Annotated in this window: 21 protein-coding genes; 8 read left to right on the plus strand and 13 right to left on the minus strand. The window is 69.8% G+C overall.

The annotated features are described in order from the left end of the window. Positions 1 to 130: 130 nt before the first annotated feature. Positions 131 to 2686 (minus strand): DNA gyrase subunit A, encoded by a 2556-nt coding sequence (gene gyrA / locus PC39_RS12865; protein ID WP_353253797.1) that lies wholly within the window; start codon positions 2684 to 2686, stop codon positions 131 to 133. Between the two features lie 225 nt (positions 2687 to 2911). Here gyrA and PC39_RS12870 point away from each other — a divergent pair, with 225 nt between their 5' ends. The 4 genes from PC39_RS12870 (at position 2912) to PC39_RS12885 (ending at position 6603) form a co-directional block, all read left to right on the plus strand. After that, positions 2912 to 4228, plus strand: a complete 1317-nt coding sequence (locus PC39_RS12870) for a TRZ/ATZ family hydrolase (protein WP_353253798.1) — start codon at positions 2912 to 2914, stop codon at positions 4226 to 4228. A gap of 237 nt (positions 4229 to 4465) precedes the next feature. Further along, positions 4466 to 5167, plus strand: coding sequence for a bifunctional 2-polyprenyl-6-hydroxyphenol methylase/3-demethylubiquinol 3-O-methyltransferase UbiG (gene ubiG / locus PC39_RS12875; protein ID WP_353253799.1), 702 nt, complete (start codon positions 4466 to 4468; stop codon positions 5165 to 5167). Then, positions 5151 to 5852 carry an HAD family hydrolase gene (locus PC39_RS12880; RefSeq protein WP_353253800.1) on the plus strand — a complete coding sequence of 234 codons (702 nt, stop codon included), beginning with the start codon at positions 5151 to 5153 and terminating at the stop codon, positions 5850 to 5852. Before ubiG ends, PC39_RS12880 begins: the two co-directional genes overlap by 17 nt. Before the next feature lie 13 nt (positions 5853 to 5865). Next, positions 5866 to 6603, plus strand: coding sequence for an SDR family NAD(P)-dependent oxidoreductase (locus PC39_RS12885; RefSeq protein ID WP_353253801.1), 738 nt, complete (start codon positions 5866 to 5868; stop codon positions 6601 to 6603). 193 nt (positions 6604 to 6796) lie between these two features. Here the strand turns inward: PC39_RS12885 and PC39_RS12890 are convergent, their stop codons facing one another. The 6 genes from PC39_RS12890 to PC39_RS12915 form a co-directional block, all read right to left on the minus strand. Continuing rightward, positions 6797 to 7459, minus strand: a complete 663-nt coding sequence (locus PC39_RS12890) for an endonuclease III domain-containing protein (protein WP_502950883.1) — start codon at positions 7457 to 7459, stop codon at positions 6797 to 6799. Positions 7460 to 7588: 129 nt separating this feature from the next. Further along, positions 7589 to 8332: a 23S rRNA pseudouridine(2605) synthase RluB gene (gene rluB, locus PC39_RS12895; RefSeq protein WP_353253802.1), complete on the minus strand. Its 744-nt coding sequence runs from the start codon at positions 8330 to 8332 to the stop codon at positions 7589 to 7591. 8 nt (positions 8333 to 8340) lie between these two features. After that, positions 8341 to 8997, minus strand: coding sequence for an SMC-Scp complex subunit ScpB (gene scpB / locus PC39_RS12900; RefSeq protein ID WP_353253803.1), 657 nt, complete (start codon positions 8995 to 8997; stop codon positions 8341 to 8343). Beyond that, entirely contained in the window at positions 8990 to 9841 is an 852-nt protein-coding gene (locus tag PC39_RS12905) for a segregation and condensation protein A (RefSeq protein ID WP_353253804.1), read from the minus strand. Before PC39_RS12905 ends, scpB begins: the two co-directional genes overlap by 8 nt. 78 nt (positions 9842 to 9919) lie before the next feature. Then, a complete protein-coding gene (trpS, locus tag PC39_RS12910; protein ID WP_353253805.1) occupies positions 9920 to 10933 on the minus strand; it encodes a tryptophan--tRNA ligase in 1014 nt (337 codons plus the stop codon). Between the two features lie 101 nt (positions 10934 to 11034). Continuing rightward, positions 11035 to 11655, minus strand: a complete 621-nt coding sequence (locus tag PC39_RS12915; RefSeq protein WP_353253806.1) for an L-threonylcarbamoyladenylate synthase — start codon at positions 11653 to 11655, stop codon at positions 11035 to 11037. Between the two features lie 92 nt (positions 11656 to 11747). On the opposite strand from PC39_RS12915, the gene PC39_RS12920 reads away from it, so the two are divergent. Genes PC39_RS12920 through PC39_RS12930 form a run of 3 tightly spaced genes read left to right on the plus strand, consistent with a single transcriptional unit; the run spans position 11748 to position 12858 of the window. Next, positions 11748 to 12293 carry a septation protein A gene (locus PC39_RS12920; RefSeq protein WP_353253807.1) on the plus strand — a complete coding sequence of 182 codons (546 nt, stop codon included), beginning with the start codon at positions 11748 to 11750 and terminating at the stop codon, positions 12291 to 12293. After that, entirely contained in the window at positions 12293 to 12592 is a 300-nt protein-coding gene (locus PC39_RS12925) for a YciI family protein (protein WP_353253830.1), read from the plus strand. The genes PC39_RS12920 and PC39_RS12925 overlap by 1 nt, the downstream gene beginning before the upstream one ends. Beyond that, the gene (locus PC39_RS12930; RefSeq protein WP_353253808.1) at positions 12589 to 12858 is read left to right on the plus strand and encodes a BolA family protein; all 270 of its coding nucleotides are present in this window, start codon (positions 12589 to 12591) and stop codon (positions 12856 to 12858) included. Before PC39_RS12925 ends, PC39_RS12930 begins: the two co-directional genes overlap by 4 nt. Positions 12859 to 12880: 22 nt before the next feature. Here the strand turns inward: PC39_RS12930 and PC39_RS12935 are convergent, their stop codons facing one another. From PC39_RS12935 to smc, 5 genes are all read right to left on the minus strand, one after another. Continuing rightward, on the minus strand, positions 12881 to 13246 hold the full coding sequence (locus PC39_RS12935) for a hypothetical protein (protein ID WP_353253809.1): 366 nt from the start codon (positions 13244 to 13246) through the stop codon (positions 12881 to 12883). A gap of 11 nt (positions 13247 to 13257) precedes the next feature. Then, positions 13258 to 14334 carry a PQQ-dependent sugar dehydrogenase gene (locus PC39_RS12940; protein ID WP_353253810.1) on the minus strand — a complete coding sequence of 359 codons (1077 nt, stop codon included), beginning with the start codon at positions 14332 to 14334 and terminating at the stop codon, positions 13258 to 13260. Positions 14335 to 14422: 88 nt separating this feature from the next. Beyond that, on the minus strand, positions 14423 to 16522 hold the full coding sequence (gene ligA, locus PC39_RS12945) for an NAD-dependent DNA ligase LigA (RefSeq protein WP_353253811.1): 2100 nt from the start codon (positions 16520 to 16522) through the stop codon (positions 14423 to 14425). A 7-nt stretch (positions 16523 to 16529) separates the two neighbouring features. Then, entirely contained in the window at positions 16530 to 17360 is an 831-nt protein-coding gene (gene zipA / locus PC39_RS12950) for a cell division protein ZipA (RefSeq protein ID WP_353253812.1), read from the minus strand. A 98-nt stretch (positions 17361 to 17458) separates the two neighbouring features. Continuing rightward, positions 17459 to 20974, minus strand: a complete 3516-nt coding sequence (smc, locus tag PC39_RS12955; RefSeq protein ID WP_353253813.1) for a chromosome segregation protein SMC — start codon at positions 20972 to 20974, stop codon at positions 17459 to 17461. Positions 20975 to 21473: 499 nt separating this feature from the next. On the opposite strand from smc, the gene queF reads away from it, so the two are divergent. Beyond that, positions 21474 to 21863: a preQ(1) synthase gene (queF, locus tag PC39_RS12960; protein ID WP_353253814.1), complete on the plus strand. Its 390-nt coding sequence runs from the start codon at positions 21474 to 21476 to the stop codon at positions 21861 to 21863. Between the two features lie 10 nt (positions 21864 to 21873). On the opposite strand, the gene PC39_RS12965 is transcribed toward queF, so the two are convergent. Beyond that, complete coding sequence (locus tag PC39_RS12965) at positions 21874 to 22386, minus strand: outer membrane lipoprotein (protein WP_353253815.1); 513 nt, start codon at positions 22384 to 22386, stop codon at positions 21874 to 21876. Between the last annotated feature and the right edge of the window lie 14 nt (positions 22387 to 22400).

The raw sequence follows: 22400 nt of genomic DNA on the forward strand, positions 1-22400 counted from the left end.
GCTCGGCCGTCCCGGACGGCCTCAGTTTCGGGGTTCGAGTTTCAAGTTTCGGGACAATCCCCGTCCCGGCGACGGCTCCCTTCCCGGCCGCGACGCCGACATCCCGGCACCACGGCCGGCACGGGCATCGCTAAGCCTCCGCCTCGTCGCCGTCGTCATCCTCGTCCGCCGCGATCCGGTCCACGCCCACCAGCTTCTGCTCGTCGGCGAGACGGATGATGCGCACGCCCTGGGTGTTGCGGCCCATGATCGAGACCTCGTTCACGGCCGTGCGGATCAGGGTGCCGGTGTTGGAGATCAGCATGATCTCGTCGTCCTCGCACACCTGGGTGGCGCCGACCACGGCGCCGGTCCGCTCGCTGCGCTTGGTGGCGAGCACGCCCTGGCCGCCGCGGCCGCGCAGCGGATAGTCATCGATCGGGGTGCGCTTGCCGTAACCGCGCTCGGTGACGGTGAGCACATGCCCCTCGCGCACCACGATCAGGCCGATGACGGCCTCGCCGTCGCGCAGCCGGATGCCGCGCACGCCGGCCGCGACCCGGCCCATGGAGCGCACGTCGCCCTCGGCGAAGCGGATCACCTTGCCGGCGTCCGAGAACAGCATGATCTCGGAATCGCCCTCGGTGAGATCCACGGCGACAAGGCCGTCGCCCTCGCGCAGATCGATGGCGATGATGCCGTTGCTGCGCGGCCGCGAGAAATTCTCCAGCGGCGTCTTCTTGACGGTGCCGTTGCGGGTCGAGAAGAACACGTTCTGGCCGGTATCGAAGTCCTTGATCGGCAGCACCTGGCTGATTCGCTCGTCCGGCTCCAGCGGCAGCAGGTTCACGATCGGCTTGCCGCGCGCGCCGCGGCCGGCGCTGGGCAGCTCGTAGACCTTGAGCCAGTAGGCCTTGCCGAAGGAGGAGAAGCACAACAGCGTGTCGTGGGTGTGGGTCACCCACAGCTTGTCGATGAAATCGTCCTCCTTGGTCGCGGTGGCCGACTTGCCGCGGCCGCCGCGGCGCTGGGCGCGATAGGCGTCCAGCGGCTGCGACTTGATGTAGCCCTCGTGGGTGAGCGTGACCACCACGTCCTCGGGCGTGATCAGGTCCTCGGTGGTGAGATCGAGGTGATCGTCCAGGATCTCGGTGCGCCGCTCGTCGCCGAAGTTGCTCTTGATCTCCAGCAGCTCGTTGCGGATGACCTCGAACAAGCGGGCATCGCTCGACAGGATATGGATATAGTCGGCGATGCGCTCCAGGAGCTGCTCGAATTCCTCGACGATCTTGCCCTGCTCCAGGCCGGTGAGGCGGTGCAGGCGCAGGTCCAGGATCGCCTGGGCCTGGGTCTCGGTGAGCCTGTAACCCTTGTCCGTGAGCCCGAAACCGCGCGGCAGGTCCATCGGCTTGGAGGCCTCGGCGCCAGCGCGCTCCAGCATGTCGGTGACCTGCCCCGGCGGCCAGCTGCGGGCCACGAGTGCCGCCTTGGCGTCCGCCGGCCCGTCGGAAGCCTTGATCAGGGCGATCACCTCGTCGATGTTCGCCAGGGCGACGGTCAGGCCCTCCAGGACATGGGCCCGGGCCCGGGCCTTGGCGAGTTCGTAGTTGGTGCGCCGGGTGACCACCTCGCGCCGATGGCGCAGGAACGCCTCCAGCAACTGCTTGAGGTTGAGGGTGCGCGGCTGGCCGCCATCCAGGGCGACCATGTTGATGCCGAACACCACCTGCATCTGGGTGTGTCGGTAGAGGTTGTTGAGGATCACCTCGGGCGTCTCGCCGCGTCGCAGCTCGATCACCATGCGCATGCCGTCCTTGTCGGACTCGTCGCGCAGTTCGGTGATGCCCTCCAGGCGCTTCTGCTTGACCAGCTCGCCGATCTTCTCCAGCAGCCGCGCCTTGTTGACCTGGTACGGCAGCTCGCTGACCACGATCGCCTGTTTGCCGCGGTCGTCGATGTCCTCGATCTCGGCGCGGGCGCGGATGTACACGCGGCCGCGGCCAGTGCGGTAGGCCTCGCGGATGCCGGCGGCACCGTTGATGGTGCCCGCGGTCGGGAAATCCGGGCCCGGTATGTGCGCCATCAGGTCCTCGACCGACAGGGTCTCGTCGTCGATCAGACCCACGCAGGCGTCGATCACCTCGCCCAGGTTGTGGGGCGGGATGTTGGTGGCCATGCCCACGGCGATGCCGGTGCCGCCGTTGACCAGCAGGTTCGGCAGCTTGGTGGGCAGGACGGTCGGCTCCCACTCCGATTCGTCGTAGTTGGGGATGTAGTCGACCGTGTCCTTGTCGATATCGGCCAGGATCTCGTGCGCCAGGCGCGCCATGCGCACCTCGGTGTAGCGCATCGCCGCCGGGGCGTCGCCGTCCACCGAGCCGAAGTTGCCCTGGCCGTCCACCAGCACGTAGCGCATCGAGAACGACTGCGCCATGCGCACGATGGTGTCGTACACCGCCGAGTCGCCGTGCGGGTGGTACTTACCGATCACGTCGCCGACCACGCGGGCCGACTTCTTGTACGGCTTGTTGTAGTCGTTGCCGAGCTCGCGCATCGCGTAGAGCACGCGGCGGTGCACGGGCTTGAGCCCGTCCCGGACGTCGGGCAGTGCGCGGCCCACGATCACGCTCATGGCGTAATCGAGATACGACTGCCGCATCTCGTCCTCGAGATTGATCGGCAGGATTTCCTTCGCGACCTCGGCCATAGATTCCTGCTTGCACATCCGGCGACCGCCACCGGGCGGCCGCACTGGGCGGGAAACGCGCCGCGGCCATCCGCGCGCCGCCGGATACCGGCCGGACGCGGGACGCGCGGGACGCGCCACATAAAGCGGTCAATATTAACACAGCTCGACGCCGCGGAAGGCCCCTGCGCCGGGCCCGTCTGCTATAGTGCGCGGCCTGTTGCGCCGCAGGACGGAATAGCGCGCATGAGCGACGTGGACACCCTGATTTTCCCCCGCTGGCTACTGCCGATGGCACCGGCCGACGGCGTTCTGACCGACCACGCCATCGCCGTGGACGGCGGCCGCATCGTGGCCGTGCTGCCGGCCGCGCAGGCCTGCCGCGAGTTCGACGCGCGCGAGACCGTCGAGTTGCCGGGTCACGCCCTGCTGCCGGGCTTCGTCAACGCCCACACCCATGCCGCCATGAGCCTGATGCGCGGTCTCGCCGACGACCTGCCGCTGATGGAATGGCTGGAAGGCCATATCTGGCCGGTAGAGGCCCGGTTCGTCTCCAGCGAGTTCGTCGCCCACGGCACCGAGCTGGCCGTGGCGGAGATGCTGCGCGGCGGCACCACCTGCTTCAACGACATGTACTTCTTCCCGGGCGCGGTCGCCGAGACGGCCGTGGCGGCGGGTATCCGGGCCAGCGTGGGCCTGATCCTGATCGACTTCCCCACGGCCTGGGCGGAGGGCCCCCAGGAATACCTGGACAAGGGCTTCGCGGTCCACGACAAATACAAGGGCCATCCGCTGGTCTCCAGCATGTTCGCCCCGCACGCGCCCTACACCGTCTCCGACGGTCCGCTGGGCAAGATGCGGATGTACGCGGACGAGCTGGACCTGCGGGTGCACATGCACGTGCACGAGACCGCCTTCGAGGTTGCCGAGTCCGAAAAGGCCACCGGCAAGCGGCCGCTCGCACGCCTGGACGAGCTGGGCCTGCTCAACCCCGGTCTGCTGGCGGTGCACATGACCCAGCTCACCGAGGCCGAGATCGAGGCCTGCGCCACCGCCGGCGTGCATGTCCTGCACTGCCCCGAGTCGAACATGAAGCTGGCCAGCGGCGCCTGCCCGGTCGCGGCGCTGCGGGCGGCCGGCGTGAATCTCGCCCTGGGCACCGACGGCGCCGCCAGCAACAACGACCTGGACATGATCGGCGAAATGCGCAGCGCGGCCCTGCTGGGCAAGCTCACCGCGGACGCCGCCGACGCCCTGCCCGCCGCCTCGGTCCTGCACATGGCCACCGCGGGCGGCGCCGCCGCGCTGGGCCTCGGCGACGAGATCGGCACGCTGGAGCCGGGCAAGTGGGCCGACCTCTGCGCCATCGATCTCGACCGCGTCGAGACCCGGCCGGTCTACGACCCCATCGCCCAGATCGTCTACAGCGCCGACCGCGGCCAGGTCACCGACACCTGGGTCGCCGGCCGGCGCCTACTGCGCGAGCGCGAGCTGACCACCATCGACCTGGACACCACGCTGGCGCGCACCGACGAGTGGCGCGAGCGGCTGCAAGCAACATGAACCACAGAGGCACAGAGAACACAGAGAGAAAAACGATTGACAGTACAAAGGACATGAAAAGGCCCCGGCATCACGTCGCGGGGGCAAGCGGATCAGCCGCTATCGCCGCGGCGCGGCAGCCATGCCAGGAGTTCGCATAATGCAGGAAGGACTGGAGAGGAAATTAGTAATATTCCGTGTTCTTTGCACCTTTGTGGTCAGTCACTCTGTGCCCTCTGTGTCTCTGTGGTTACTCAAATGAGCGACAACAACGCCTACACCGACGAGCTGTCCAAGTTCGCCCGGCTCGCCGAGCGCTGGTGGGACCCCGAGGGCGAGATGCGGCCGCTGCACGACATCAATCCGCTGCGGCTGGATTTCGTGGATACCCGCGAATCCCTGCAGGGCGCGCGCGTGCTCGACGTCGGCTGCGGCGCCGGCCTGCTCTCCGAGGCGATGGCCGCGGCCGGGGCCGAGGTCACCGGCATCGATCTGGCCGAGGACCTGATCGCGGCCGGACGCGCGCACGCCGCGGAGACCGGCGTCGCCGTCGATTACGAGTGCGTGAGCACCCGCGACTACGCCAACGATCATGCCGGCGAGTTCGACATCGTCACCTGCATGGAGATGCTGGAGCACGTGCCGGAACCGCAGGTGATCGTGGACGACTGCGCGCGCCTGCTGCGACCCGGCGGCGCGGCCTTCTTCTCCACCATCAACCGCAGCCCCAAGGCCTGGCTGCTGGCCATCGCCGGCGCCGAGTACGTGCTCGGCCTGCTGCCCCAGGGCACCCACGACTACGCCAAGCTGATCCGGCCCTCGGAACTGGCCGCCTGGGCGCGCGCCTCGCGCCTGGATGTGCGCGAGATCACCGGCATGCATTACAACCCCTTCCTGCACACGGCGCGCCTTACCGCGCGCCCGGACGTGAACTACTTCGTCTATGCCCGCAAGCCCTGAGACCCGCGCGGTCCTGCTGGACCTCGACGGCACCCTCCTGGACACCGCCCCCGACCTGGCCGGCGCGGTCAACGCCCTGCGCGGCGAGCACGGCCTGTCGCCCCTGCCGATCACCGACCTGCGCCCGCTGTGTTCCTGGGGCGCCCGCGGCATGCTGCGCGGCGGCATGGATATCGAGCCCGGCCACCCGGACTACGAAACCCTGCGCGATCGCTTCGTCAGCCTGTACCGGAGCCGGCTGACCGAAGCGACCCAACCCTTCCCCGGTATGCGCGAGGCGCTCGCGGCGCTCGCCGCCGACGGCTGGGCCTGGGGCGTGGTCACCAACAAGTTCGAGTCGCTGGCGGTGCCGTTGATGGAAGCGATGGTCTTCGAGCCGCCGCCCGTGTGCGTGATCGGCGGCGACTCGGCGGCGCATCCCAAGCCGCACCCGGCGCCGCTTCTGCTGGCCTGCGAGCGCGGCGGTGTCGCACCCGCCGACTGTGTCTACGTCGGCGACTCGGCCCGGGATATCGCCGCCGGCCGTGCCGCGGGCATGCGCACCGTGGCCGCGGCCTACGGCTATATCGAGGCCGACGACGCCGCCGAGACCTGGGGCGCCGACGTCCTGATCCACGACGCCGCGGAGCTGGCCATGGCCATCGCGGAAGCCGCCGGCCTCGGCCCCGTGACGGCGGACCGGTAGGAGACACCCGACGATGGCGACGAACGATTTCCTGGCGGGACGCGTGATCCTGTTGACCGGCGCCGGTGGCGGACTGGGCGGCGCCGTGGCCCGCGCCGCCGCGGCGGCGGGCGCCGAGCTGATCCTGTGCGGCCGCGACCAGGGCCGCCTGGAAACGACCTACGACACCGTGGTCGCCGACGGCGGCCCCGAGCCGGCCTTGTTCCCGATCGACTTCGGCGGGGCCGCCGAAGCCGACTACGAACGTCTGGCGGAAGGCATTGAAACGGACTTCGGCCGCCTTGACGGCATCGCCCACCTGGCCGCCGCCTTCGGCGGTCTCAGGCCGCTGGCCAGCTTCACCCTGGAGGAGTGGCAGCGCACCCTGCACGCCACCCTGACCGCGCCCTTCGCCGTCACCCGCGCCTGCCTGCCGCTGCTGCAGGCGGCGCCGGACGCCGCCGTGGTGTTCGCCGCGGACCGCCAGGCCGCGAGCGGCGCGGCATTCTGGGGCGCATACGGCGCGGCCAAGGCCGGTATCGAAACGCTCAGCGCCATGCTCGCGGCGGAATCCGGCGACGGCCTGCGGGTGCACGCCCTCGACCCCGGCCCCCTGGACACCGCCCTGCGCCGGCGCGCCTTCCCCGGCGGCGATCCGGAATCGACGCCGCCCGAGGCGGCCGCCGCCGCCTGCGTGCGCCTGCTGGGCCCGGACGGCCGCGACTTCCACGGCCGCATCGTCGGACCTGATGACCTGACTACCCGGGACTAAGAAAACACAGAGGCGCTCAGAGGCGCACAGAGGTTTTTGATGTCATGCCGGACGGCGCGCGAGCGCCGATCCGGCAAACGGGAAACAGTCGTCCCTGTGCGTCTCCTCGAGACCTCCGATCGCTACCGCCCGGTCGGGCATGACAACCACAATATTCTTCCCTCTGTGTGCCTCCGTGCGCCTCTGTGGTTAGTCAAGAGGCGGCGGGACAAGTGTCACGTAGCGTGCAGGCCCCACACAGCGGCTTGGGCCGACAAAGGCGATTGCCGTGGATCACCAGCAGGGCGTGCAGTTCGTTGAAGAAATCGGCATCGGCACCCGGCGCCGCGGCCTCGACGCCGGCGCGCAGGGCCTCGTAGCCGGCGCGCTCCGCGATCAATCCCAGGCGCTCGAAGATGCGCCAGGTGTAGGCGTCCACCACGAACACCGGCCGCTCGAAGGCATACACCAGGATATCGTCGGCGGTCTCGCGGCCCACGCCGTTGACCGACAGCAGCGCCTCTCTCAGGGATCCCGTATCCAGCCGCTCCAGGGCCGGGAAGCCGCCGGCCTCCAGGAACCAGCGGCAGAGGTTGCGCAGGCGCCGGGCCTTGATGTTGAAGTACCCGGACGGCCGGATGGCGGCCGCCAGCTCGGCCTCGGGCGCATCCAGGATCGTCTCCGGCGCCAGCCAACCGCATTCGCGCAGGCCGGCCAGGGCCTTCTCGACGTTGCTCCAGGCCGTGTTCTGGGTGAGCACGGCGCCGATCAGGATCTCGAAACGGGTCTCGGCCGGCCACCAGCCGGCGGGGCCGTGCATGGCGTACAGGCCGTCGAACACCGCCCGCAGCCGTTCAGGATCGATCGAAAGCTTCATCGGATTGGAACCACAGAGTCACAGAGAGCACAGAGCGGAAAAGAACAGCAAGAAGACTTATGTGATCTATATTCTTGCAACCTCGATTCTTGAATCTCTGTGTCCTCTGTGCCTCTGTGGTTAGCCCCGTCAACGCTTCAGGCCGACCTGCGCCGCCAGGGCGCGCACCTCGGCCTTGTCCAGCTCGCGCCAGCCGCCGGCCTTGACCCCGGTGGGCAGGGCCACCGGCCCGAAGCGCACCCGGATCAGCCGGCTTACGGTCACCCCTTGCGAGTCCCAGAGCCGGCGTACCACGCGGTTGCGGCCCTGGCGCACCACGACATGGAACCAGCGGTTGCTGCCCCGGGCGTCGGCCTCGGCCGCGATGCGTTCGAAGCGGGCCGGGCCGTCCTCCAGCTCGACGCCTTCCTGCAGGCGCGCCAGCATGGCCTCGTCCACGGGGCCGTGGACCCGGACGGCGTACTCGCGCTCCAGCTCGTAGCTGGGATGCTCCAGGCGCCGCTTGAGCTCGCCGTCGGTGGTCAGCAGCAGCAGACCCGAGGTGTTCACGTCCAGCCGGCCCACCGCCAGCCAGCGTCCGCCCTTGAGGCGCGGCAGGCGCCGGAACACGGTGGGCCGGCCTTCCGGATCGCGCCGGGTGACCACCTGGTCGACATGCTTCTTGTACGCCAGCACCCGGCAAGGCACGCGCTGCCCGCGCGCCGGGTTCACCGGCCGGCCGTCGATCTCCACCCGGTCGCCGGGGCCGGCGGTGTCGCCGACCCGGGCGACGCGGTCGTTGACCTTCACCCGCCCGTCGGCGATCCAGCGCTCGATCTCGCGTCGCGAGCCGTAGCCGGCCTGGGCCAGCAGTTTGTGCAGTCGTTCGGCCATTCGGTCTCTCAGTGCACGGCGTCGCTGGCGGGCGGGCTCGGCGGCGGGGTCGTCGTATCGTCCCCGCCGTCTTCCCGCTCCGGCGTCTCGCCCTGGAGGCTCGCCGCGGCGGCGTCCAGGTCGTCGAGATCGCGCAGCTCGGGCAGCGCCGGCAGATCCTCCAGGCGCTTCAGGTTGAGGTCGTCCAGCAACTGCCGGGTGGTGCCGAAAAGCGCCGGGCGCCCCGGCACCTCGCGGTAACCGACCACCTTGATCCATTCCCGTTCCTGGAGGGTCTTGATGATCGAGGACGACAACGACACGCCGCGAACGTCCTCGATCTCGCCGCGCGAGATGGGCTGGCGGTAGCAGATCAGCGCCAGGGTCTCGAGCAGCGCCCGCGACAGCCGCGGCGGCCGCTCTTCCCAGAGCTTGCCCACCAGCCCCGCGTAATCCTCCCGAACCTGGAAGCGCCAACCGCCGGCGACCTCGGACAGGGCCACGGCGCTGCCCTCGTAGGCCCGCGCCAGGGCGCCCAGGGCCGTGCGCAGGGCCTTGCGGTCGGGGGTGCCGGCATCGTCGGCCAGCAGCGTCTCGAGCTGCGACAGCGACAGCGGGCCGTCGGCGGCCATCAGCAACGCCTCCACGCAGCGGACCAGGGTTTCGGGTACCTCGGTTTCAGTCATAGTCCGCGTCCTCGATCACGTCGTTCTCCCCCGCCCGGTCGCCGCGGGCGCCGGCCACCGCCACCTGCAGCGGCGCGAAGGGGGCATCCTGCCACAGCTCCACCAGGGCGCCGCGCACCAGTTCCAGGATGGCGAGGAAGCCCACCACCACGCCGAGCCGCCCCTCGGCGGGGTCGATCAGCTCGGTGAAGGGCACCCGACGGCCGCCGTGCAGCCGCTGCAGGATGCCGCTCATACGCTCGCGCACCGACAGCGGCTCGCGTTGCACGTGGTGGTGGCTGAACAGCTCGGCCCGCTGCATCACGTCGCGGAAGGCCGCCAGCAGTTCCGCCAGCTCGGGCACCGGCTGTGGCACGTCGACATCGAAGCGCACGGGCGGCAATTGCACCGGGGCGATGTCGCGGCCGACACGGGGCAACTCGTCCAGCGCCTCGCCGGCGCTCTTGAAACGCTCGTATTCCTGCAGGCGCCGGACCAACTCGGCGCGCGGATCCTCGCCCTCCTCTTCCTCCGGCGCCGGCCGCGGTAGCAGCATGCGCGACTTGATCTCGGCCAGCATGGCCGCCATCAGCAGGTATTCGCCGGCCAGCTCGATCTCCAGCTCCTGCATCAGATCGATGTAGCCCATGTACTGCTCGGCGATGCGGTGCACCGGGATGTCGAGGATGTCCAGGTTCTGGCGCCGGATCAGGTAGAGCAGCAGGTCCAGCGGCCCCTCGAACGCCTCCAGGATGACCCGCAGCGCATCCGGCGGGATATAGAGGTCGTCCGGCAACTTCTCCAACGGCCGGCCGGCGACCAGGACCTCGTCGAGTACGGCGTCGTTGCCGGCGGGTGCTTCCATGGACGGGGGATGCGCGTGGGTAGGGTATCTAGGGGCCAGGATAGCCCGCTAGGCGGTCCGTGTCTGCGCCGGCGGCGCTCATCCCCGCGGCAGGAAGCCGGTGGCGGCGAAGGCCCGCTCCAGCGTGGGCGCGGCGCGCTCGGCGGCGGCCGCCGCGCCGTCGGCCAGGATCGCGTCCAGCCGCCCGGTGTCTTCCCGCAGCTCGCGGTAGCGGGCCTGGATCGGCTCCAGGAAGGCCACCACGGCGTCGGCGAGATCACCCTTGAGACGGCCGTAGCCGCCGTCGCCGTAACGCGCCTCCAGGTCGGCGATGTTTTCGCCCGTGACCGCGGAGAAGATCGACAGCAGGTTGGAGACGCCGGGCTTGTCCGCCGGATCGAAACGCACCTCCGAGCCGGAGTCGGTGACCGCCCGCTTGATCTTCTTGACCACCCGCTTGGGCTCGTCCAGCAGGGCCACGTAATTGCCCTCGGCGTCGTCGGACTTGGACATCTTGGCGGTCGGATCACCCAGGCTCATGATGCGCGCGCCCACCTCCGGGATGAACGGCTCGGGCACCTTGAACAGTTCGGTGTCGTAGCGCGCGTTCACGCGCTGGGCCAGGTTCCGGGCCAGCTCCAGGTGCTGTTTCTGGTCCTCGCCCACCGGCACCGCGTCGGTCTGGTAGAGCAGGATGTCGGCCGCCATCAGCACCGGGTATCCGAACAGGCCGGCGTTGATATTGTCCGCGTGCCGCCTGGCCTTGTCCTTGAACTGGGTCATGCGGTTGAGCTCGCCCATGGACGTGTGGCAGTTGAGCAGCCAGGCGAGCTGGGTGTGCGCGGGCACGTGCGACTGCACGAACAGTGTCGCGCGCTCGGGATCGAGGCCGCAGGCCAGGTACAGGCACAGGAATTCGCGGCAGCGTTCGCGCAGGACCTCGGGCTCCTGGCGCACGGTGATCGCGTGCAGGTCGACCAGGGTGAACAGACAATCGTGCGTGTCCTGCATGGCCACCCAGTTCTTGAGGGCGCCGATGTAGTTGCCGATGGTCAGCCGCCCCGACGGCTGGATGCCGGACAGGACGACGGGCTTGCGCGCGGTCTCGTTCACGATGGACTCGGTTCTGCCTGCTGGGGATCAGGCGGCATTATACGGGTCCGTGATCGGTGATTGGTGATTGGTCGAAGAGACGGGAATACTCATCCGACCAATCACAAACCAATAGCATCGAGCGGCCCGCGGCCCTCGCGCAGCACCTTGGGCACGGCCCCGGTCAGGTCCAGCACCGTGGTGGGGTCGACGTGACAGGGGCCGCTGTCGACGATCACGTCCACTTCCTTGCCGATGCGTTCCTCCACGTCCATCGGGTCGGACAGGGGCAGGTCGTCGCCGGGCAGCAGCAGGGTCACCGACATCACGGGCTCGTCCAGTGCCTCGGCGATCGCCTGCGCCGTGCGATGCGCGGGCACGCGGATGCCGATGGTCTTGCGCTTGGGATGCCAGAGCCAGCGCGGCACCTGGCGGGTGGCCGGCAGCACGAAGGTATAGGGTCCGGGCGTGGCCGCCTTGAGCAGCCGGAAATTGGCGTTCTCCACCTTGGCGTAGCTCGCGATCTCGGACAGGTCGCGGCAGATCAGGGTGAAGTAATGCTCGCGGCCGAAGCCGCGCAGCCGGTGGATGCGCTCGATCGCGGCCTTGTCGCCGATGGCGCAGCCCAGGGCATAGGACGAATCCGTGGGATAGGCGATCACGGCGCCCTCGCGCAGCCGTTCGGCCACGCGTGCCACGAGGCGGGGCTGGGGATTCTCCGGATGTATCTTCAGGTATTCCATCGGCGTGCGCGCAATCGTGACGGCCGGGGCCGCGCGGAGGGGCATTGTCGCATTGCCGAGCGCGTGACGCCGACCCGGGCCACGGAGGTACAATGCCGCGCATGAAAGCGCTGATCGATTACCTGCCGCTGATCGCCTTCGGCGGCGCCTATTTCGTGTACGACATCTATGTCGCCACCGGCGTGCTGATGGCGGCGCTGGTGCTGCTGGTGGCTTTTCACCGCGTCGCCTACGGCGAGTGGCACCGCATGCACTTGGCCACCGCCGCCCTGGCATTGGTGTTCGGCGGCATGACCCTGGCCGTGCACGATCCGATGTTCATCAAGGTCAAACCGACCGTGCTCTACCTGCTGTTCGCCGCGGTGCTCGGCGGCAGCCACTTCATCGGCGAACGCCCCGTGATCCAGCGTGTGCTCGCCGCCCAGCTCGTGCTGCCGGACCGGGTCTGGCGCAACGTGAGTTGGCTGTGGGTGGGCTTTTTCGTGCTATGCGCGGCGCTCAACCTGATTATCGCCTTCAACTTCAGCGAGACCGCCTGGGTCAACTTCAAGCTGTTCGGCACGCTGGCCCTGACGCTGCTGTTCGTGATCGGCCAGGGTCTGTACCTGTCGCCGTATCTCAAGGAGCAGGAGGAATGATGCTGTACGCGATCATCGGCTTCGACGTCGCGAATTCCGGCCCGCTCCGGTCCGCCGCGCGTCAGGCCCATCTCGCCCGACTGGATGCGCTGCGCGATGCCGGACGCCTGGTGCTGGCGGGCCCGTACCCGGCGGTGGATGCCGAGGATCCGGGCGAGGCCGGCTTCGAGGGCAGCCTGGTGGTGGCGGCGTTCGAGGATCTGACCGCGGCGCGGGCCTGGGCGGACGCCGACCCCTATGTCGAGGCGGGCGTCTATCGCGAGGTCGTGGTCAAGCCGTTCAAGAAGGTGTTGCCATGACGGCGCAGCGTGTGGAACGCATCCGCGAGAGATTGCGCGAGGGTCTCGACACGGACGAGATCACGGTCGCCGACGAGAGCCACAAGCACATCGGGCATCCGGGCGCGCGCAGCGGCCTGGGCCATTTCGCCGTGCGGGTGCGCAGCCCGGCCTTCGCCGGCAAGTCGATGATCGAACGCCACCGCCTGGTCTACGAGGCGCTGGGCAACATGATGCAGACCGATATCCACGCGGTCTCCATCCGGGCCCTGGCGCCCGAGGAGTAGGCGCCGGCATCCCCGGCCGCGGCTAGGCGAGGGTCCGGCGCAGCCAGTCGTCCAGCCAGTCGCGCGTCACGTCGTCCAGACGCCGGACTTCGCGCTCTCCCGCCGGCCCCGCCAGCAACAACAGCGGCCGGAAACCGTCGAACGCGGCCTCCACGGCGCCGGTCTCGGTCTCGACCGTGCACAGCCGGCACAGGGCCTCGCCGCCGTCGGCCTCGCGATAACGACCGCCGGCATCGCGCGCGGCGGCCTCCATGGCCGGACGCACGGTCTCTTCCAGCCGGGCCTCGGCCTGGGCGGCGATACGCTCGTGCCGCTCGCGCAGACGTTCGGCATCGTCGGCCTTGGACTGGACTTCGCCGGTCGTGACCTGCAGCCAGGTTCGCGCCATTCGTTGCCTCCTCAGTTTTCCGGTGCCAGCCGCAACAGCGGGGCCTTGCCGGCGTCGACGAGTAAATAAAGATAGCCGTCCGGCCCCTGGCGCACGTCGCGGATGCGCATGCCCGCGTCGTCCAGGAGGCGCTGCTCGGATACCACCTTCCGGCCGTCCAGCGTCAGCCGCGCCAGATGGGTCATGCGCAGCGCGCCGACGAAAAGATCGCCTCGCCACGCCGGGAAGACATCGCCGGTATAGAACGTCATGCCCGACGGCGCGATCGACGGTGTCCAGTGGTGGATCGGCGAGACATAGCCCGCCACGGGCGGTTCGGGCGCGAAGCGCTCGCCGGAGTAGGCGCGGCCGTACGTGGTCTCCGGCCAGCCGTAATTGGCGCCGGCCTCCAGGACATTGATCTCGTCGCCCCCCAGCGGTCCGTGCTCATGCAACCAGATACGGCCGGTCCCGGGATGCACGGCGATGCCTTGCGCGTTGCGGTGGCCGTAACTGTAGATGGCGTCGTGGGCGCCGGGATCGTCGACGAAGGGATTGTCGGCGGGAATCGAGCCGTCCGGATTGAGGCGCAGCACCTTGCCGTGCAGCTTGCCCAGGTCCTGAGCGTTGTCCTTTTGCCCGCGGTCGCCGGTGGTGACGAACAGATAACCCTCGTGGAACAGCAGGCGGGAACCGAAATGGCGGCCGCCCTCGACGAAGGGCGCCGCCGTGATCAGGACCTCGAGATCCTCAAGCGTGTGATCCACCAGCCGGCCGCGGGCGACGCGGGTGGCATAGCCGCCCTCCCCGGCCACGGCATAGCTCAGGTAGACCCAACCATTGTCGGCGAACGCCGGATGCAGGGCCACGTCCAGGAGGCCGCCCTGATTGATCGCGGCCACCTCGGGCACGCCGTAGACGCCGCAGATTCGATCGCCGTCCGCGTGGACCCGGCTGAGACGGCCGCGACGCTCGGTCACCAGGTAATCGCCACCGGGCAGGAAGGCCAACCCCCAGGGATTGGCGAAACCGTCGGCCACGGTCTCCAGCCGGAACCCCGGCGACTGCGCCACGGCCGCCTGCATGCCCGCCAGGAGCAGGCATGCCATCAGCGCTACCGCTGTGGCGGAACGGCATCCATGGGCGCGCCGGGATGGCATCATCGGGGTCTCCGGGATCGGGTGCGAGGGCAACAGACTAATCGCCGGCCAGCAGGGCCTCAAGCTCGGCCTGGTCGATCACCGGTACTTTCAGCCGTTCGGCCTTGTCCCGCTTGGAGCCGGGGCTCTCGCCGGCCACCACGTAATCGGTCTTGCGCGAGACGCTGGACGTGACCCGGCCGCCGGCGGCCTCGATACGGGTCTTGGCCTCGTCGCGACTCCAGTCCGGCAGCGTGCCCGTGAGCACGAAGGTCTTGCCGGAGAGCGGCTGGGGATGGTCGCCGTCGCCGCCGGGACTGTCCCACGCGACGCCGATCTCCCGCAGCGATCGAATGACCTCGAGGTTGTGCGATTCGGTGAGGAAATCCGCGATCTGGCCGGCCACGCGCGGGCCGACGTTCGGCACGCGGCGCAGCTCGAGGCCGGCGAGCCGCTTGTCGATCGCCGCCGGCTTGTCCTCCTCCGCCCGCGCCGCGGCCCGCTCCCGCGCGTACTCGCGCGCGGCCTCCGCCAACGGCTCGAGGCCGCGGAAGTGCAGCGCCAGGTCCCGCGCCATGGTGTCGCCGACCTCCCGGATGCCCAGGGCGAACAGGAAACGGTCGAGGGTCGTGCGCTTGCTGCGCTCGATCGAATCGAGCAGGTTCGCGACCGATTTCTCCCCGAACCCCTCGCGCTCGACCAGTGCTTCTCGGTGATCCGCCAGGCGGAAGATGTCGACCGGTGACGTCAGCAGACCCTCGTCCACGAACTGCTCGATCTGGCGCTGCCCCAGACCTTCGATATCCAGCGCCCGCCGCGAGACGAAATGCTTGAGGGCTTCCTTGCGCTGCGCGGCGCAGACCAGGCCGCCCGAGCACCGGGCCACCGCCTCGCCCTCGGGGCGTTCGACCTCCGAGCCGCATACCGGGCAGGTCACCGGCAACTCGATCCGGCGCGCGTTGCGCGGCCGCTTCTCGGGCAGCGCGCGCACGATCTCGGGGATGACGTCCCCGGCACGGCGCACCACCACGGTATCGCCGATGCGCACGTCCTTGCGCTCGATCTCGTCCATGTTGTGCAGGGTGGCGTTGGACACGGTCACGCCGCCGACGAACACCGGCTCCAGCCGCGCGACCGGGGTCAGCGCTCCCGTGCGGCCGACCTGGAACTCGACCTCGCGCAACGTCGTGGTCGCCTCCTCGGCCGGGAACTTGTGGGCGATCGCCCAGCGCGGGGCCCGGGCCACGAAACCCAGTTCTTCGCGCTGGGTCTCGTCGTCCACCTTGTAGACGCAGCCGTCGATCTCGTAACCCAGGGCATCGCGCCGTTCCAGCATGTCCCGGTAATAATCCCGGCAACCGGCCAGCCCCTCGACGCGGCGCATGTGCTCGTTGACCGGCAGGCCCCATGCGCGCAGCCGATCCATCACCGCGAGGTGTGAGCGCGGCAGGTCGATCCCCTCGGCGATACCGACCCCGTAGACGTACAGGAACAGCGGCCGCCGGGCGGTGACGCGGGAGTCGAGCTGGCGCAGGCTGCCGGCGGCGGCGTTGCGCGGATTGACGAAGGTCTTCTCGCCGGCCGCCTCCAGGTCCCGGTTGAGGGCGGCGAAATCCGCGAGCGGGATCAGCACCTCGCCGCGGACCTCGATCAGGGCGGGCGGGTCGTCGGCGCGCAGGCGCAGCGGCAGGTTGCGGATGGTCCGGACGTTGGCGGTGATGGCCTCGCCGTTGACGCCGTCGCCGCGGGTGGCGCCGCGTTCCAGCACCCCGTCGCGGAAGGTGAGGTTGACGGCGACGCCGTCCAGCTTGGGCTCGGCGGCATAGGTCACCGCGTCCGTGCCGAGCCCCTCGCGTACCCGCCGGTCGAATTCCGCCAACTCGTCGTCGTCGAAACAGTTCTCCAACGACAGCATGGGCACCCGGTGGGCGACGCTCTCGAACGCATCCGCCGGCGGCGCCCCCACCTTGCGGGTCGGCGAGTCGTCGGTGGCCAGTTCGGGCCGCTCGGCCTCCAGGTCCTGGAGCTCGCGGAAGAGGCGGTCGTACTCGGCATCCGATATCACCGGCTCGTCGAGCACGTAGTAGCGGTAGTTATGCTCCTGCAGGGCCTCGCGCAATTCCGCCGCGCGCGCGGCCGGGTTCTTGCCCGCGCTCATCCGGGCGTCAGCGTCCGGCCCGGACCCGCTGCCGCCGGTCCAGTTCCGCGACCTGATCGAGCATGTACTGCGCGGTCTGGTTGGTCAGCAGGCTGCGCTTGTCGTCCAGCACCTCGCCGCCGAGATCCTCGGCCAGCGCGCGGGCGGTATCCAGCATGTCGCGCATGGCGCGGGTGCCCTCGATCGGCCCCGGCAGCACCAGGAAAATCGCCAGGCCGGGCGTGCGCAGGTGATCCTGCTCCACCGGGTCCAGGAAACCGGGCTTGAGCATGTTGGCCACCGAATAGACCGACTCGGGCACGCCGTTGACCTCGGTGATGCGGTGATAGATGTCGTGGAGCCCGAACTTCAGCTTCTGGTCCTGCAAGGCCCTGTGGATGTCGGGACCGTCCAGGAAGCTGCCGTCGCGGCTGGCCACATGCAGCACGAACAGGCTTTCCTCGCCGGCGGGCGGGCGCTGCGGTCGGACCTCTTCGACCCCGGAATCGGCCTTCTGGTCGTCACTGCCCCCGGGTTCGGTATGGAAGGCCTGCCAGAAGGAATCGTCGTCGCCGGCGGTCCGGGCCCGCCCGGCGCGGCGGTCCTGGTCCGGCGCCGGCTTTGCCGCGCCGTCGTCGGATCCCGCCCCCGCGGACGACGATGCGCCACCGCTGACGGTACGCACGCCCACGATGTAGGAATCGCCGCCGAGGGACTCGCCGCGATCGTCCCGGCCGCCGCCGGATTCCTCGTCCAGGCCCTGCCAGGGATCGTCCCCGCCCTGCCGGCGCAGATACCAATAGGCGGCGGCCACCGCGGCGATCACCAGTATCAACAACAGCCACTGTATGCCTGACATATACGCTTCGCTCTGTGTGCGTCGTGATCCGTGATTGGTGATTCGTGATCGGCCCTCGGGCACGATCACCCGGCAACGGGCCACCAACCGCGGTCGTACTAGCCTGCCATCTCCAGGGCCTGCTCGATATCCACGCTGACCAGCCGGGACACGCCCGGTTCCTGCATGGTAACGCCGTGCAACTGCTGCACCAGCTCCATGGTCAGCTTGTTGTGCGTGATCACGATGAACTGGACGTGCTCCGACATCTGCCGCACGAGGTCGCAGAAGCGAGCCACGTTGGCGTCGTCCAGCGGCGCGTCGATCTCGTCGAGCATGCAGAACGGCGCCGGGTTCAGTTCGAACAGCGCGAACAGCAGCGCCACCGCGGTCATCGCCTTCTCGCCGCCGGACAGCATCTGGATGGAGGCATTGCGCTTGCCGGGCGGGCGCGCCATCACCCGGACACCGGTCGCCAGCAGATCGTCCTCGGTGAGTTCCAGCCGCGCCTCGCCGCCGCCGAAGAGCACCGGGAACAGCGCCCCGAAACGCTCGTTGATGCGCTCGTAGGTATGGCGGAAACGGCTGCGGGTCTCGCGGTCGATCTTGGCGATGGCCTGCTCCAGCGTCGCCAGGGCCTCCGAGAGGTCGGTGTGCTGTTCCTGCAGGTAGGTCTCGCGCTCCTGCTCGCTCTCGAACTCCTCGATCGCGGCCAGGTTGATCGCGCCCAGGCGCTGGATACGCCGTTCCAGGGCATCGATGCGGCCCTCCCAGTCCTCGGGTGTGGCGTCATCGGGCAGTTCCGCCACCAGGGCCGCCGGGGCGTGGCCGGTCTCGGCGAGCTGCTCCTCGATACCCTGGCGGCGCACGGCCGCGGTCTCGTAGGCGACACGGCTCTGCTCCGCGGCCTCGCGGGCCTCCTCCACCGCGGCTTCCGCGGCGCGGGCCTGACGGGTGACCTCCTCGACCCGCGTCTCGGCGGCCGCGAGGCGCTCGCGGGCGGTATCCAGGGCCCGGCGGGCTTCGTCCCGCCGGGTCTCGGCGGCCTCCTTGCCCCGGTCGCCGGCCTCCGTCTCGCGTTCCTCCGCGAGTTCGCGGCCGAGCGTGTCGCGACGCTCGGCCGTGCGCCGCCGGCGCTCGGTCAATTCCTGGCGCCGGCGCTCGGCGGCCTCCAGCTCGCTGCGCCGGCCCGCCAGAGACAGCTCCAGCGACTGCCGCCGCTCGCCGGCGCGTTCGCGGGCCGCGCGGGCATTGTCGCGCTCCTCGCGCAACCGCTGCAGCCGTTCCTGCATCGCCTGACGACGCTGGACGAACTCGCGGGCGGCGTCCGCCACCGTATCCAGGCGGCGACGCGCCTCCGCGATCGCCGCCTCGCGCTCGTCGCGGCGCTGCCGCAAATCCTCGATCTCGGCGTCCAGCTCACGGCCACGGCGCTGGACCTGCTCGGCGCGCACGCTCAGACCCTGGCGTTCCGCCAGGCGCTCGCCGTGCCGCCGCCGCAGGTCGTCCAGGCGCGAGCCATGATCGCCGCGCGCGCTCTCCGCCTCGTCCAGGCGCCGGCGGATATCGGCCAGGGTCTCGGCGCCCTCGCGCTCGGCCGTCTCCAGACGGGCCACCTCGCGGCGCGCCTCGTCGATCCCCTGCTCGCGCCGCAGCACACCCTGCTCGGCATCCTCGGTACGCGGGGTACGGACCCAGCCCGGACCGAAACAGACGCCGTCGCGGGTCACCAGCATCTGGCCCTCGTCCAGGGCGGACAATGCCGCGTGCGCCGCGGACGTGTCCTCGACCAGGAAGATGCGACGGGCGACCCGGCGCAGCGCCGGCGGCGCGTCCAGCACCGCCGCCAGACTGGTACTGCCGCCCGGTCCCGGCGGCGGCTCGCGGCCGTCGTCGTCCCCGTCCGCGGCGAGCAGGGTCAGGCTCTGTTCCGGCCATTGCGACAGCCGGGCCACGCGATCCGCGAGGCCCGGCACGGCCAGGGCCCGCAGGAAACCGCCGAGCGCCGTCTCGGCGGCGGTCTCCCAGCCCTCGGCCACGCGCACCGAGTGGGCGACGCCGGCGGCGTCGGTCCAATCCTGTTCGGCGAGCCAACCCTGTACGCTGTCGTCGTCCTCGCGCAGGGCCGCCTGCTGCAGGGCTTCGAGAGAACTCAACCGCCCCCGGGCGTTGGCCAGCGCCTGCCGGACCTCGTGCAGCGTCGCATCCTGCCGGGCGCGTTCGTCGCGTAGCCGCTGCGCCTCGGCGGCGACCGCCTCGTGGTCGGACTGCAGGCCGGCCAGCTCGGCGTTCAGCCGGGACAGGGCGTCCTCGGTCTCGGCCAGGGCCCGTTGCGGCGCGTCCGCATCCAGGCGCTGACGCTCGCCGAGCCGCTTGTCCAGCCGCTCGCCGATATCGGCCAGCTCGGCCTCGAGGTGTTCCAGGCTGGCGCGCTCGGCCTGCGCCCGCTGCACCGGGTTGTCGTCCTCGTTGAGGGATTCCCACTCGCGCTCGCCCTCGCGCGCCGCGGACTCCGCCTGCGCCAGGCGTTCTCCCGCGCTCTCGGCCTCGCGCTCGGCCTCGGCCAGCTCCCGGGTCCGGGTCTCGATGGCCTCGCGAAGTTCTTCCGCCGACCGCGCCTCGGCCCGGTCACGCTCGTCCAGTTCCGCGAGCTGACGCTCCAGGTCGGCATGCTCGGTCTCCCGCACCTGTCGCAATTCGCGGGCGTGCGCCAGGGCCTGCTCGACCCGGGCGACCTCGGCCTCGGCGGCGTAGAAATCGGCCTGCAGCCGCTGGCATTCCTCGCCGGCGGTCTGCTGCTCGCCGCGCCGGCGCTCGGCCTCGCCCCCGATCTCGCGGACCCGGCCGCGGGCCGTCTCCAGATCGTGCTTGCGGGCCTCCAAGGTCTCGCGGTGCTTTTCGGCCTCGGCATGCAGACCGCGCCAGCGCAGGGCCAGCAGCTCGGCGCGCAGGCGACGCTCCTCGGCCTTGTACTGCTTGTACTTCTCGGCGTTGGCGGCCTGGCGCTTGAGTTGCGCCAGCCGCTGCGCGACCTCGGCGATGAGATCGCTGACCCGATCCAGGTTCTCGCGCGTGTGTCGGATGCGGTTCTCGGTCTCGCGCCGGCGTTCCTTGTACTTGGAGATACCGGCGGCCTCCTCCAGCACCTGGCGCATGTCCTCGGGCTTGGCCTCGATCAGCCGGTTGACCGCCCCCTGCTCGATCACCGCGTAATTGCTGCGCCCGCCCAGGCCGGTGCCCAGGAACAGGTCCACCACGTCGCGGCGCCGGCAACGGGAGCCGTTGATGTAGTACTGGGAACCGCCGTCGCGGCTGAGCTCGCGGCGCACGGCGATCTCGGCGAAGGCCGCGTACTGGCCGCCCAGCTTGCCGTCGCTGTTGTCGAAGAGCAGCTCGATCGCGGCCCGCCCCACCGGCTTGCGGGCCTTGGAGCCGTTGAAGATCACGTCCTCCAGGGCCTCGCCGCGCAATTGCTTGGCGCTGGACTCGCCGGTGACCCAGCGGACCGCGTCGATCACGTTGGACTTGCCGCAGCCGTTGGGCCCCACGATCCCGGTGAGGTTGCTGGTCAGCCGCAGCGTCGTGGGATCGACGAAGGACTTGAAGCCGGCGAGTTTGATGGCGCTCAGCCGCATTCGAAAATCATTAACCGGAAAAGCCGAAGCACGCAGCCGCTATGAAGGTCGTGGCATCTGACGCCGGCCGCAGCACGAGCCGGCGCCGGGCTGGAGCGAAAGCCGTAGCTGGTACTACGGCTTGAGTGAAGCCCAAGCCGGGCGCATCGCCCCGAGAGGCGGAGCGGGGCCCCGCCACGCAGTGGTGGGGTGCGACCCTCGGCGGGGCGATTCCGCCCGATGGCGGCAGAAGGCGATGGTCCGCCCGCCGGCGGTCGCATCCCGGCTGCGCCTGGAACCCTGCTCCTCGCCTCAGGCGGACAGGGCAAGTCAGGGCCACGACAGCGCGAGACAGCCCAGACCTGCTGAGATACTTGTAAAGTCGCATACGTCTATCACAAATGGTTATTCGGCGACGGGCAGTTACGCTGTCTCGCGCGAATTCATGGCGGCTGCGGGCTTAGTGTACCCTACCGCCTTCCGCGTACCGATACCCGACGCCATAGCCCAGCCGAACGCGATGCCCAGCAAGCCGAGCAAAGACCTGGAGACATTTCCTAATCCCGAGCCCGGGCGCGACTACACCATCCGCATGCGCATCCCGGAGTTCACCTGCCTGTGCCCCAAGACCGGGCAGCCGGACTTCGCCACCCTGCACCTGGCCTATGTGCCGGAGGCGACCTGCGTGGAGCTGAAGTCGCTCAAGCTCTATATCTGGTCGTTCCGGGACGAAGGCGCATTCCACGAGGCGGTGACCAACCGCATCCTGGACGACCTGGTGACGGCGACGCGGCCACGGTTCATGCGCCTGACGGCGGAGTTCTACGTGCGCGGCGGCATCGACACCACGGTGGTGGCCGAGCACCGGGCCGACGGCTGGACGCCGCCGCCCCCGGTGAGCCTGCCCTAGACGATCCCGGCTAGCGCAGCACCAGATTGTTGCCCTCGACGCGGACCTTGTCGCCCACGGACAGCATGCTGGCGTCGGCCACCTGGACCACCTGGGAGCCCCCGCTCTCCATGGCCACGGTGACCTCGTAATAGGTCTTGGCACGCAGCCGCTTCTCGGCCTCGTTGCCGGCGATGGCGCCGCCGATGCCGCCGACGATCTTGGCGATATCCTTGCCGCTGCCGCTGCCGATCTGGTTGCCGGCGACCACGCCGACGATGGCGCCGCCGACGGCGCCGGCACCGCTGCTCTCGCCCTTGACCGTGACCTTGTCGATGGCGGTCACCCGGCCGCAATCCGCGCACACCGGCGCGGGCGCCGGTTTCGGCGCCGGCTTGGAGGCCGGGGCCGGCTCCGCGGCGGCCTGCTCCTGGGATTCGTCCGCCCGCGGCTCGTCGGTATCGTCGCCCAGCGGACAACCGGCGAGCAGGGCCGTGGCGACCAGGGGCGCGAGATACCGCAGGAATCGCTTGCCGTGTGTCATGATCGGTCTCCGGA

It is taken from the genome of Salinisphaera sp. PC39, assembly GCF_040361335.1.
Classification (GTDB): Bacteria; Pseudomonadota; Gammaproteobacteria; order Nevskiales; family Salinisphaeraceae; genus APNM01.